9 protein-coding genes and 1 pseudogene are annotated in these 12,361 nt (G+C 64.2%); 6 read left to right on the forward strand and 4 right to left on the reverse strand.

The window, feature by feature from the left end; translation table 11 throughout:
• Positions 1-856: 856 nt before the first annotated feature.
• On the reverse strand, positions 857-1,573 hold the full coding sequence (locus tag ACFU5V_RS42700; RefSeq protein ID WP_378433434.1) for a cold-shock protein: 717 nt from the start codon (positions 1,571-1,573) through the stop codon (positions 857-859).
• Between the two features lie 973 nt (positions 1,574-2,546).
• On the opposite strand from ACFU5V_RS42700, the gene ACFU5V_RS42705 reads away from it, so the two are divergent.
• A complete protein-coding gene (locus tag ACFU5V_RS42705; protein ID WP_378433435.1) occupies positions 2,547-4,562 on the forward strand; it encodes a TerD family protein in 2,016 nt (671 codons plus the stop codon).
• A gap of 32 nt (positions 4,563-4,594) precedes the next feature.
• Here ACFU5V_RS42705 and ACFU5V_RS42710 read toward each other — a convergent pair whose 3' ends face one another.
• The 3 genes from ACFU5V_RS42710 to ACFU5V_RS42720 form a co-directional block, all read right to left on the reverse strand.
• On the reverse strand, positions 4,595-5,299 hold the full coding sequence (locus ACFU5V_RS42710) for a hypothetical protein (RefSeq protein WP_378707423.1): 705 nt from the start codon (positions 5,297-5,299) through the stop codon (positions 4,595-4,597).
• 116 nt (positions 5,300-5,415) lie between these two features.
• Entirely contained in the window at positions 5,416-5,847 is a 432-nt protein-coding gene (locus ACFU5V_RS42715; protein ID WP_378707425.1) for a hypothetical protein, read from the reverse strand.
• Between the two features lie 116 nt (positions 5,848-5,963).
• Positions 5,964-6,560 carry an FHA domain-containing protein gene (locus ACFU5V_RS42720; RefSeq protein ID WP_378707427.1) on the reverse strand — a complete coding sequence of 199 codons (597 nt, stop codon included), beginning with the start codon at positions 6,558-6,560 and terminating at the stop codon, positions 5,964-5,966.
• 314 nt (positions 6,561-6,874) lie between these two features.
• On the opposite strand from ACFU5V_RS42720, the gene ACFU5V_RS42725 reads away from it, so the two are divergent.
• From ACFU5V_RS42725 to ACFU5V_RS42745, 5 genes and pseudogenes are all read left to right on the forward strand, one after another.
• A complete protein-coding gene (locus ACFU5V_RS42725; RefSeq protein ID WP_378707429.1) occupies positions 6,875-8,107 on the forward strand; it encodes a DUF6745 domain-containing protein in 1,233 nt (410 codons plus the stop codon).
• A 39-nt stretch (positions 8,108-8,146) separates the two neighbouring features.
• Positions 8,147-8,602 carry a hypothetical protein gene (locus ACFU5V_RS42730; RefSeq protein WP_378707431.1) on the forward strand — a complete coding sequence of 152 codons (456 nt, stop codon included), beginning with the start codon at positions 8,147-8,149 and terminating at the stop codon, positions 8,600-8,602.
• Between the two features lie 821 nt (positions 8,603-9,423).
• Positions 9,424-10,575 (forward strand): acyl-CoA dehydrogenase family protein, encoded by a 1,152-nt coding sequence (locus tag ACFU5V_RS42735; protein ID WP_378707433.1) that lies wholly within the window; start codon positions 9,424-9,426, stop codon positions 10,573-10,575.
• Positions 10,576-10,673: 98 nt separating this feature from the next.
• A complete protein-coding gene (locus ACFU5V_RS42740; RefSeq protein ID WP_378707435.1) occupies positions 10,674-11,753 on the forward strand; it encodes a porin PorA family protein in 1,080 nt (359 codons plus the stop codon).
• A 102-nt stretch (positions 11,754-11,855) separates the two neighbouring features.
• Positions 11,856-12,361 (forward strand): annotated as a pseudogene (locus ACFU5V_RS42745) (NAD(P)(+) transhydrogenase (Re/Si-specific) subunit alpha); the annotation flags it as partial.

Genomic DNA, 12,361 nt, shown 5'->3' on the forward strand with positions numbered 1-12,361 from the left:
AGACCCCAAACCCTTCGTCTGGCGCAAGACCGCGGAGGAGATCCTCGACTCCCTCACCAAATATATGGCGAAGATTTCCGGACCGGCACACTAGTGGTCGGTTTCATAAGTTGGCAGGGGGTTATGCCGCCTGCAGGTGTCGGTCGAGTTGTTCGAGGTGTCGATGAAAGTCGGTGATGGTGTGACGCTACTTGACCGGCGCAGCAGTGGCATTGCACCGATCGGCGTGGAACATCCTCCGTCCGAGGGACTCCGGGCCGGGATCATCTGGCGGTTCGGGTCGCAGAAAGCATTTCTGAGATGTGTGCTTCGAATCCTCATGAGCTGACCGCCAGTCGATGACTGAGTGGTCACTGTCTCGCCGCCAACTACTGAGGTGCTAGTGCGTTGACCACGAACGTTCACCGGTCAAGCCGCGGCTGCGCCAGCCCGTGGTCGGCCCCAGAGTTGTTGGCATTCGCTGTGGGTGCGGCGGTAGGTCGCGGGCAGCCGATGCGGCTTGGACCGCGGTGCCCACGCCGATCCGTGGCAGGGCCGGATCGACAACGGGCCGAACTGGTCGAACGCGAAGCACCGGTCCGGGTGCTCGGTGGTGACCTGCTCGATCCGGTCCAGCTTCGCGTCCTTGTCCGGGTCGGTGGACTCTTACCACGTGCGGGTGCGCTGGAACGTGATTCCACGCGCACGCGGGATCTGTCGCAGCCGCTCGCGCCCGATCCCCACGACCCGGGTTGTCGGCCAGGTAGGCGGCGAGTGTGCGCAGACTACTGCCCTCGAGAGTGCAGCAATCCCCGGACATACCGCCGGATTCTCAGCGATGTGTCACCCACCCCGGCCAACGTTCGCGGTCAACGCACTAGCCGCCGTGTTGCTCCACGCGTGTGGCCCGATACCGATAGCCGTCCTGATCGGCTAGCTGTTCCCAGTCGAGCGTGACGGTGGCACCCACAACAAGGCTGCGGAACCCATCTCCGACGATTTCGCTGTAAAAGGCCCAGCAACCGCCCGGTGTCTGAGCGGAGTCAATGACGCCCCACCCCTCCTCGTCGTTCCACATCTGCACGGTGCCCATTGCCTGGCCGGTGACACGGGGCAGGGTTGGAACCGGCTCCGCTAGATCCGTCTCTGTGATCTCTTCGACGGTGCCGTCCGCCCGGACCGTCCACGCTCTTGAGCTGAAAGCCTCCGGCTCGTCATAGGGCTGCTCTCCGGCCGGCCAGGCCCGACTGCATTCATATGGAAAGCCCGACTCGGACTGTTCGTCGCGATACCATTCGAATTCCACCTGTTGTCCCGTGGACAGTGCGGGGAATCCGTCTATTGCGACCGCCGCGAACAGGATGTGGCATCCTCCCGGGATATCGTCTCCGTCGATAACGCCCTGCATACCCTCGATGTCCCAGCTACGGACGATTCCTCGGCTTGGCGTCGGTCCAATATCTTCTGCGCCGCCATCAGGTACATCGGGAACGGAGGCAGGAATGAGGTCGGAGGCTGCAGCGCTGAAGAACACCCCCGCTGCCAGACCGGCAACCACCACTGCGCCGGTCGCGAACGAAAGGCGCTTGCGCACAGGGCTCCTTGATATCGGTGATCACCTACAGGTCCAGGTTAACCGGCTCGACGCTGTCCGCACGCACAGTTCCGGACTGAACCAACTCGCACACCGACACGATGAGTACCGGACACTCGGTGGATCGAATTGTGCCGGAGGCGGATCGGTGGCCCCCGCCCATGTCCTCGGCGCTCGGGCGCACGGTGTTCTAGTCGCCGATGTAGCCGGTTTCGGGGTCGATCTGACGAAGGAAGTCGCGAATCGACTCGCGATGCTCATCGATCGTGTCCAGCTGGTACGCCGATGGAGTATTTGCTCGGTCTTGAGTGCTGGAATACGCGACGCGGTGAAAGCTGGAGAATCCGTACCCTTAGTTCGGTCCGGCTTCCCAGTCATAGTCGCAGGCGCCTGGCTCCTGTGCACGGAGCCTCACCGTGAAGACCTCGCCGTCGACCGCCAGGGTGAACGGCCCCTCGTCCGCCGTCGGACGACTGTCACTCGCGGGCTAATCGTGATCCTCGACAGGCATGAACGCATCTTCGCACGTACCGAGCGTGTCGGATCGCTGTTCGAATCTCGGCGAGATCCGCCACGCCGACACCCCGGGCTCCTTCGGCCGCCACCGTCAGTGCCCTGTGCTTCCGGGGCCATGTGCACGGCTACCCGAGCACCGCTCAACGGTAGCCGGCGGACTGTGCATCATCGACGGCGTGGCCTTGAACGCTGAGCCCGCTGTTGTCCGGTCGTGTCAGACCCGTTCTTATTTCGGCTGGTCTGCAATGTCATTCACGCAGCTGACAGTGCATCGAGGGGTGTGTCGTCCCGCTGACGCCGTGGGTGTCCGCGGCGACACGATGTTTGCCAGGTGGTGTCCGCAAGCGAAACGAACCGATTAGTATGCGCAATTGATGCGACGGACGTCGGTTGTCGGCACAGGCCCTGTCCCGCCGCACGGGTTGTTGCGGTTCCGGGTCGAACGAAGGTGGTTGTGGTGGAGCTTCCAATGCTGTCCAAGGGGCAGAACCTGACCCTGCCTGCTGATGTGGAGCAGATCGATGTGGTGCTCGGGTGGACCGAGTCGGACATCGAGGTCGACGCGTCTGCACTGCTGCTGAACGGGGACGGGAAGGTGCGTTCCGACGCCGATTTCGTGTTCTACAACCAGCCGGAGTCGACCGATGGGTCAATTCGATTCCTGGGTACGAGCGGCACCGAGGAGGGGGCGCAGGCGAGGATCGCGATCGACCTGTCCGCCGTGCCGGACGATGTGCACACCGTTGCCCTCGGAGGCAGTGTCGCTGTCGGCGGGTTCGGTGACCTCGGCAAGCTCGCCCTCCGAGTCGTCGACGGCGCCGGGCACACGTTGGCGGAGTATGTCACTGCCGATGCCACCACCGAGTCGGCGTTCGTATTCGGCGAGGTGTATCGCCGCAACGGCGACTGGAAGATCCGTGCGGTCGGGCAGGGCTGGGACTCGGGGCTGGCGGGGTTGGCGACGGACTTCGGAGTCGACATCGACGACGACCCGGACCCCGAACCCGCCGCCGCGCCAGCCGACAGCGAGAATTCCGACGACGTCGTGGCGGTCGACTCCGACACCCCGCAATTGGTGCCCGAACTGCCCACCACACCGGTCGCACCACGGAAAGCGACGACCCGGGGTGTCCGTACCGCCAAGCGGGCGGTGAAGAAGTCGAAGCCACTCGTGTTCGGTCTCGCCGAACAGGACACCTGGCAGCCGGCCCGGTTGTTCTCGGTCATCGGTGTCGGCGCGGGTGAGGAGCAGGAGCGACGTGCCACGTCCGCACTGATCGCGACGATGCAAGCGGTGCGTCCGTTCGCACGCGCGGTGTGTGCGCGGGTGGGCGCTCCCACGGGCGCGTTCGAGGGTTACGTGGAGGTGGCGTACGAGCGGGGCGAGACGAAGGTGATTCCCGACGCTGTCTTGAAGGTATCCCGCGGTAGCAGGGTGTGGACCGGTCTGCTCGAGGTCAAGACCGGCAGCGGCAAGCTGAAGAAGGAGCAACTGGAGAACTATCTCGACGTAGCTCGGAAGAAGAAGTACGACGTGGTGGTCAGTCTGTCCAACGACGTCCCGGCCAGCGCGGGGGAGTTGCCGGTGGAGGTCGATCGGCGCAAGCTCGCCAAGGTCGCTCTACGGCACTTGTCGTGGGCGGAGGTGGCGCACGAGGCGCGGATGCTGCTGTCCCATGGCGGAATCGACGACGATCTGCAGGCGTGGGTTCTCGCGGAATTCCTGCGGTACCTCGACCATCCGCGGTCAGGGGCGGTCGAGTTCGTCGACATGGGTCGGCACTGGGTCACGGTGCGTGACGCAGTCACCGCCGGCACTCTGCGCGCCGGCGACCAGAAAGCCCTCACCGTGGCCGACACCTGGGTGTCCCTGTCCCGGCATCTCGCGCTGCGACTGACCGCCGAGTTGGGGGTCGCCGTGAAGCACGTCCTGCCGCGCAGGCACAGCACCGATCCGGTGGCCCGTAACGCGGCGGTTGCCGAGCGGTTGGCGGCCGACGGCGTGTTCGAGGCGGTTCTGCGGATCCCGGAGACTGCGGGTGATCTGGTGATGATCGCGGATGTGCGGACCAACAAGATCCGCTGCCGGACCACCGTGGAGGCACCGAACGAGGGAACCTCCGGTCGCCGGCTGTCGTGGCTGCTCAGGCAACTCAAGGAGGTCCCCGGCGACGTTCAGGTGGAGGCCGTGTTCTCCGAGCGTGGGAATGAAGCCTGCGAGCACATCGCGGCGGTGCGGGCCGATCCGAAAGTGCTCACCGCCGGCCGGTCCGGAGACATCGTGTCCTTCTGCCTCGAGCAGTCATTCCCGATGAGCGGCCGAAGGTCGGGAACGGCGGCGAGTTTCATCAGCAGCGTGACGTCCTCGGCGGACGCGTTCTATGGAACTGTGGTGCAGCAACTGCGGGAATGGGTGCCGGCTGCACCCAAGCAGACGGAGCAGCCGAGGACTGCAGAACCCGAAGGCGAGTAGCCCTCGGTTGACATGCGCGGCCGTCCGCGACCTCACAGCGTCGGCCGGTCCAGCGGCCGTGGGAGCGGTGCGAGTGCGCCCGCGTCCCGCAGCCGCTCGTACACGCTGACCACCGTGTCGATCGTGCCCGAGGCTGCGATGTGCAGAAGCACGCCGCCGTCCGGAACGGCTCGACGGCTCGCCTCCAGTCCGTCGGGTATCAGGACTGCGCGGGCCGGGCACAGGTAGCCGTACCGGCCGACCAGAGGATCGCCGACGACGAATCCGGCGTCGTCTTCCAGGGCGTCGAGAATGTCGTCGTCGGTCACGTCGCCGAAGTCCGGCTCCCACACCGACGCGAGCATCGCGAGCAGTTCGGATTCGGGGACGACGGCACCGTCGGGCGCGTCGACACCCATCACCAGCGACTGCAGCAGAAACTGCGGGGTACCCCCGGCCACGCCGGAGAGTTCGACCGACCACCCGGCCTCACCAGTGCACACCAACCGCAACCCGGTGCCCGTCAGATCCGACCACGCCTCCGCCTCCTGCGCGACCAGAAGAACCGCCGTCAGCTCATCCGGCGCACACGCGGTATCCGGTCCCGACGCGTCCACCTGCCGCCACGCGCCTCCTGCCGGCGACGCGGCTTCCGGCAGCAGCCGCGAGACCTGTTCCAACGTCAGCCGCCATCGCCCCGCCAGCGCCTCGACCGGCTCCGGTCGAGGCCCCCAGAATGCCCGCACGACGCGTCGCATGCGAATGCGTCCTCCTTGCCGCAAGTGTCGGCCCCGCCGAGATCGGCGAGCGTACTTGCGGGCACAGTGTATTCGCGATTGCTGCCGTACGACCGAACACCGATGCGAGTGTCCATTCAACCAGCGCTGGAATTCCTTGTTCCCGTTGGCCCTGCGCTGATCGCCGCGAGTAGCGCATCGGCTTGCTTCACCTGGCGATGCATCCCGAACGCGTCGACAAGTAACAAAGCAGCCGACCCGGCGAACACCCATGTCAGGAGTGAGCCACCCTCGTCGGCGAAGTTGGTCAGCGCGACGAATGACATGAGGAGCCCGGCGGCGAGCATCGCCCAGCGGCCGCGGGCGACTGACCGCCGGTTCTCGACCAGTCGCGTTCGCCACGACCCGATGTCTGCGTTCGGTGGCAGCGCGCGGTTGCTGATCGCCGTCGACACCTCACGTTTCGCGGCCAGCCGTGGGCTGCGACCGCTCTTGATGAGCCAGAGCGGCACGACATATGCGGCGACGGCGCCCACCGCGCCACCGACAATCACCGTGATCGGATCCATGCATGCCTCACTGGGTAGACGTTGTTGACAACAACAGGATCCGCCGGACCTCCCGCGCGCCGGAACGCATCCTGGGGTGGGAAATCGACCCCTTCGGCCTGGAGCCGGGCGCAATCCTAGTTCAGGACGCCGTTGCTGAGGGCGAGAGTGACGAGTCGGGAGCGTTTCTGATTCTGAGGGAGATCCTCGATCTGGAACGCGCTGAAGAGGGCACGGAGATGGGTCTTGACGGTTTCGGCGCTCAGGTGCAGGGCGTCGGCGATCTGGCGGTTCGATGCCGGGATGGGGTGGTCGGTGCCGTCGTGGAATGGCCGGCACAGTTCGGTAAGGACATTCCGTTGGGCGGGGGTGAGAACTATGTCGACGTCGACGGTGTTCCCGATGTGGGTGACGCCGCAGTCCGTACCCGGCTCGCCGTGGTAGGTGAGGATGCTCTCGCCGACTTGGATGACGTCTCCGGGGTGCAGTGTCTGGCGCCCTTGCAGGCGGGTGCCGTTCACGAAGGTGCCGTTGCGGGAGAGGCCGTCGTCGGTGATGGTCCAGTGGATTCCGATGCGTTCGACGGTGGCGTGCAAGCGTGAGATGTCCGGATCGGCGGGCAGTGACAGGTCGGCGTACGAGGAGCGGCCGATGACGATCGGGGAGTGGTCCGGGACGAGAGACATCTCGCCGGTACGCCCACGGTCGGTGTACGAGAGAACAGAGTTCGTCACTGCGAGTCGCCCTTTCGGAGTTCTCCCGTTGAGGAAGTGCGTTGCTGGGATCCGTCGGTCGGTGGGTCGCTGTAGTTACTCGACGTCATGGTGTGCTTTCTGATGGCCCGTGCGGGTGCTGTCGATTCCTGTTCCTCCATCGTGGCGCGCAGGGGCGGGTCGTGTTAGACCCCCTGGGGGTGGTGTCCAGCCACCCCCTGGACCGAGTCGGCGAGGGAAGATCGCGGGGGTCGGCCGGAGGTCTTGCGCTCAGGGCATTCGCGTGCCACGCTCGTATGTATGACTAGTGGAAAGGCGTACTCCGCCACAATCGCGTGAGCACCGCGCCGCTTCGCTCGGTGGCTGGGCGCCGAGCGACATTCACCGACAACACTGTTCACTCCACCGAATGCGTGTCCGGTGTCGAAACTGTGCGTGACGCATGGCTCGCGCACGGGTTGTGTGCACGCCCATCCGATCGCACCACGGCGGAATCGGCTGTCGAAACACTGTATCGGCGATCAGGGTTTCGAAAGCCGGAGTTCGTCTGGGTGCCGTCACCCCCAGCCGGCTCCGACGTCATCGCCGCCGAAGGATTGGCGACGACGCTGTCGTTTGCCGGCGGAGGAGTCCAGTGCGTCGCCGTCCGAATGGCATCCATGCTCTCCGAATCGCGCAGACGCATGGACGCATTGATCGCTCACGGAAGATCCGACTGGCCGAACGAACGCCGGGCCATCGAGACCGCGCGAACCCAGTCGCCCGACGACTCTGCGCGCATCGGCATCAGCCCGAATGCAATCATCAGAGCCGCCGTGTGGGATTCGTTGCGCACGAGCCTTTTCGATGGGGCTGCTGCCGCGATACGAACACTGATGCCCCCCTTCGTCGGTGGCGTGAGCTGGTATGGGCAGCAAGAAGCTCATCGCGTCGGGTACTACGACACGTACCGTCGGATTGGGCTCGCCAGGTTCCGCTCCGACGATCTCGAGTTGCTCGACATCCATACCGCCCTGAACTGTGCGACCGGGTGGTGGTGGGCGTTCGACAACGTGTGTGTCATGGCGGAACGACCCACCGCCCTGCATGTCGAGCCCATACCGGGCCGTGTACACAACGAGTGCCGATTGCATCATCCGGATGTTCCTGCGCTCGAATTCGAATACGGTCGATCGCTTTTCGTGCTGCACGGGACGATCGTCCCCGACTGGGTCGTCCTCGAGCCGACGGTCGAACGTATCGCACGCGAACGTAATGTCGAGGTCCGCCGATGCGCGATCGAGCGCATCGGCTGGGACACCTACATCGACGAGGCCGGACTCGCGCTGATCGACCGAGCCGACGATCCCGGCAATGTCGGTCACACACTACAGCTCTACGTGATGTCAGACGGCTGGGGCCGAAACGATCACATCCTGCTCGCCGTCAACGGTTCTCCCGAACGCGACGGCCGTCGGCGTCGGTACGGGATCTATGTGCCGACACGGATTTCGTCGGCGTTGGATGCCGCAGCCTGGACCTATGGCATCAATGGTGCCGACTACGCCCGTCTCGTTCGTCGAACCTGAAACCCGAAATCCGAAACCCGAACTCCGAAGGTGACTCGCATGAATTCGATCATGACCTTGTCCGATCTCACGGCCCTGACCGGCCTCGATGTCTTCGACTATCTCGACCAGGAAGTATCCGTACCCGTCATCGACGGTATGCAGGCCCAGGGCGATCTCCTCGTGATCCCGTATCCGATTGTCGCCGAGGGCGTCACGCCCGGCCCATGGACGCGGTCGGAGAACGTGCTGCTGTCGGGAGTGGAGTTGCTGCGGAGCGCGGCGGGCGGAAACCCGCACAGCCTCGTCGCCGACGAAGGCATGTGCACATGGTCCACGCCTGTGAACGACCCCCGGCGCCTCGCGCTCGGCATCCTCGACACCCGCGTTGCCGCCTACCTCATCCACCCCGAGCACGGAGCCACCGGCATCGCCCCCGGTCGGTATGTCATCGGACGACAGCGGGAACGGGGCGTCGGGCGGTTCTTCGAGCGGACGCACTTCGTCGTCGATTGACGTCCGGCGAGTGCGATGAGACCGAGCCGTCCGAGTGGGAGCAAGTGCCAAGGCGCCGCCCCGGTGCCCGACGGGCCCGGGGCGCAAGCATGGCCAAGGATCCGGAATGTCCTGTTCGGCAAGGCTGCAAGATCTCCTCGCGCGGCGGCGTACCGCGGACATCGAGCGCGCTTTCCGCGACGCCCACTCACGGCTGGGCCGTGGCCGCTGATTGGCGGGGCGACGTCTGCAGAGCGATGAACGCAGCGACGTATAGCCGGGCCGCCGGTTGTCGAAGTCAGGGAGCTAACCGAGTCGGCGAATGTCCGCGCCATTATTGCGTACGAGAAAGCGCAAAGGACTGGCGAGTATCGCTCGGCTGGGCAACTCGCCTGGCCGCGATCGCTCAGGAAGCTGCCGGCCCTCAGCTGACCGGGCTCGGGGTTTCTTCGTCGATGTACCCAGATCGACCCGGTCGTCCTCAACTCTGTCGTTCGCGCACAATCGACAGTAGTTGAAACTATCCTCAACTTCAAGATCTAGTTCGCATAGGCCAACGGACTGTTGACTTCCTGCGTGGCAGCCGCATACTCTTGCCAACCAAGTTGAAGTTGATGTCGACTACAACTTGTGGTCAGTCAACTGGCCGTGATCGAAGTCGGCTGCGTGTCACCTGAGACGGCGACAGCAGTGTCGGCGCGAGCGGCCGCGAGCTAGTACGAGTTTCTCTGCTGGATTGAATTTCTCATTGACTGCCACGGGGCATGGCAGATGTCGAAAGAGCGCAGCGATCGATGTCGTGTGATCTGGATCGTCCAGATCACACGATCCGGAGGTGGAACATGGACTTGACCCTGACAGCAGAACAGTTGAGCTTCAAGCAGCTGGCACGAGACTTCTTGGATAAGGAAGTCGTGCCCTACCGGGAGCAGTGGGATCGCGACGAATCAGTGGACACCGCGATAATTCCAAGACTTGGTGAGATCGGATTCTTCGGCCTCACAATCCCAGAAGAGTACGGCGGTCTGGGCGGTGACCACATCACGTACTGCACCGGGATGGAAGAACTCGGGCGGGCGGATTCCGCGGTACGCGGCATCGTCTCGGTGTCGATGGGTCTGGTGGGCAAGGTGATCCTGTCCCACGGCACCGAGGAGCAGAAGCAGAAGTGGCTGCCCGGTATCGCCACGGGTGAGGTCCTCGCCTGTTTCGGACTGACCGAGCCGGACACTGGATCCGACGCGGGAAACTTGCGCACGCGAGCTGTTCGCGACGGCGACAACTACGTGATCAACGGCGCCAAGATGTTCATTACGAACGGGACCTGGGCGGACCTGTGCCTGGTGTTTGCCCGTACCGGTGGTCCGGGACCCAAGGGTGTCTCTGCCTTCCTCGTTCCGACTGATCTTCCTGGATTCGGACGCCGTGAGATCAAGGGAAAGCTCGGCCTGCGCGGTCAGGCCACAGCGGAGCTTGCCTTTGACAACGTCCGAGTCTCCCGTGACGCCTTGCTCGGCGGCGAAGGCGAAGGGTTCAAGATCGCCATGCTCTCGCTCGACAAGGGTCGGGTCTCCGTCGGTGCCGGCTGCGTCGGAATCATCCAAGGCTGCCTCGAATCGGTCGTGCAGTACTCAAAGGAGCGCAGGCAGTTCGGACGCCAGCTGGCCTCGTTCCAGATGATCCAGGACATGATCGCCAGCATCTCCGTCGATGCCGACGCCGCGCGGTTGCTCGTCTGGCGGGCAGCCGATCTCATCGAGAAGGGAAAGTCCTTCGGTATCGAGGCATCCAAGGCGAAGTATTTCGCCAGTGAAGCCGCGGTGAGGGCCGCCAACCTCGCGATACAAGCCTTCGGGGGGTACGGCTACGTCGACGAGTACCCGGTACAGAAGTACATGCGCGATGCCCGCGTCATGACCCTCTACGAAGGCACCAGCCAGATCCAGAAACTGCTCATCGGGCGCGCCGAGACCGGCGTCAGCGCCTTCACCTAAGGGACCGAACTTGGCCGCTGCGACCACGCAAGATCCCTCCGAAGTTGCTTGCTCGGCATGACTTTGAACGAACCGACACCATCTAGGAGTAACCGAACATGACCGTTCGCCGATCTTCGATCGTCTGGCTTGTCCTCGGCATCTTGCTGATCATGAGTGCACTGCTCGTCCGATTCATAGCGTTGCCGGCCCTGTCCAAGCTGCCGACCGACTTCGCCGCAAGCCAGAGGTACGAAGGCAGTATCAGCGCACTGAACCAACAGGCGTTCGCATCGAATGACCTGGCGAATCTGATCGGTCCCGAAGTCCCCGTCACAGCGGACCGCGGACTCTCCGTTGATGCAGCCAAGGGAGACACAGTAATCGTCACCACCGATACCGCGATCAATCTCCCCGATGGCACGCAGCAAAAGGACGTCCACACCTTTGCCGTCAATCGTGTCGACTTCTCACCCGTGCCGCTGACCGCGCAAGAACAGCAGACATTGGTACCGGCAGAGGACCAGAAGGCTTTCGAGCCACATCAGGGCGTTGCCTTCAGTTTCGCGCCGAACCCCCCGACCGACGGAAATCAGATCTACGACACGGTGACGATGACGGGCCAGAGTGCGATATTCACCGGTGAGGACACCGTAGAAGGTCGCAAGGTCAATCGATACGAGGTTGACGCCGCAGGACCGATCCAGAGCCCAGCCTTGTTGGCACAGTTCGAGCAGTTCCCTTCGCAACTCCCCAAGGCGCTCGTTGCCGGATTGCTACAGGCCGGAATCGTTCCGGAATCATCGATCCCCGCCGTACAAGAGGGACTGACGTCGCTGCCGGAAGCGATCACCATCGGCTTCGGAAGCACCAACGCGATGAGTGTCGCCGTCGATCAGCTATTCGGAACACCGCTCGACATCGCGCAGACACAGGGCCTGTACGTCACAGTGCCGATCGATGGTCATGACCTGCCACTTCTTCCGCTGTCCGTCGTGAAGCTGCATACCGCGCCCGCCGATGTCACCGCGGTGGCCAACGATCTTGCCAAGAACGCGATGCTCTTGTCCGTCATTGGGCTGGGGTTTCCCCTCGTCGCCCTCATCGTCGGCGCCGGGTTGATCACCCTGGCTGTGCTCCGGTGGAGAAAGCCAGTTGCGACCGAGTCACCGGACCTGGAGCTCGAACCCCAGCACTAGGAGTGGTCGGACTCCCGACGGCGTCGACGACCCGCCCGCGTTGCCGACGAATTTTGAACCGGCACTGTGAGTGTTCTTGGTTCGCACAGAAAGGAACCAATCTTGTCTGAGGTGCAGAAATCACCACCCCCACCTGTAGTGGGTGTCGTTCGCGAGTCGGGCGACGGTGAGCGTCGGGTGGCGTTGGTGCCGAAGGTCGTGGCGTCGTTGATCGCCAAGGGCGTCGACGTGGTGGTCGAATCGGGTGCCGGGTTGGGCGCGTTGATTCCGGACGAGTTGTACAAGGATGCGGGGGCGACGATCGCCGACCCGTGGTCGGCGGACGTGATCGTGAAGGTCGCGCCGCCGTCGGACGAGGAGGTGGGCCGGTTGCATGCCGGGCAGACCCTGATCGGGTTCCTCGCCCCCCGCAACCAGGACAATCAGGTCGCCGCGCTGAAGGCGGCCGGGGTGGCGGCGTTCGCCGTCGAGGCGATCCCGCGGATTTCCCGCGCCCAGGTGATGGACGCGCTCTCGTCGCAGGCGAACGTGTCCGGCTACAAGTCGGTGCTGCTGGCGGCGTCGGAGTCGACCCGGTTCTTCCCGATGCTCACCACCGCCGCGGGCAC

Source organism: Rhodococcus sp. NPDC057529, assembly GCF_042802055.1.
Classification (GTDB): Bacteria; Actinomycetota; Actinomycetes; order Mycobacteriales; family Mycobacteriaceae; genus Rhodococcus_F.

Excerpts from the sequence above, each read along its gene's own strand:
- ACFU5V_RS42710 (WP_378707423.1), bottom strand. The coding sequence starts at position 5,299 with ATGCGACGCGTCGTGCGGGCATTCTGGGGGCCTCGACCGGAGCCGGTC.
- ACFU5V_RS42715 (WP_378707425.1), bottom strand. The coding sequence starts at position 5,847 with ATGGATCCGATCACGGTGATTGTCGGTGGCGCGGTGGGCGCCGTCGCC.
- ACFU5V_RS42730 (WP_378707431.1), top strand. The coding sequence starts at position 8,147 with ATGAATTCGATCATGACCTTGTCCGATCTCACGGCCCTGACCGGCCTC.
- ACFU5V_RS42735 (WP_378707433.1), top strand. The coding sequence starts at position 9,424 with ATGGACTTGACCCTGACAGCAGAACAGTTGAGCTTCAAGCAGCTGGCA.
- ACFU5V_RS42740 (WP_378707435.1), top strand. The coding sequence starts at position 10,674 with ATGACCGTTCGCCGATCTTCGATCGTCTGGCTTGTCCTCGGCATCTTG.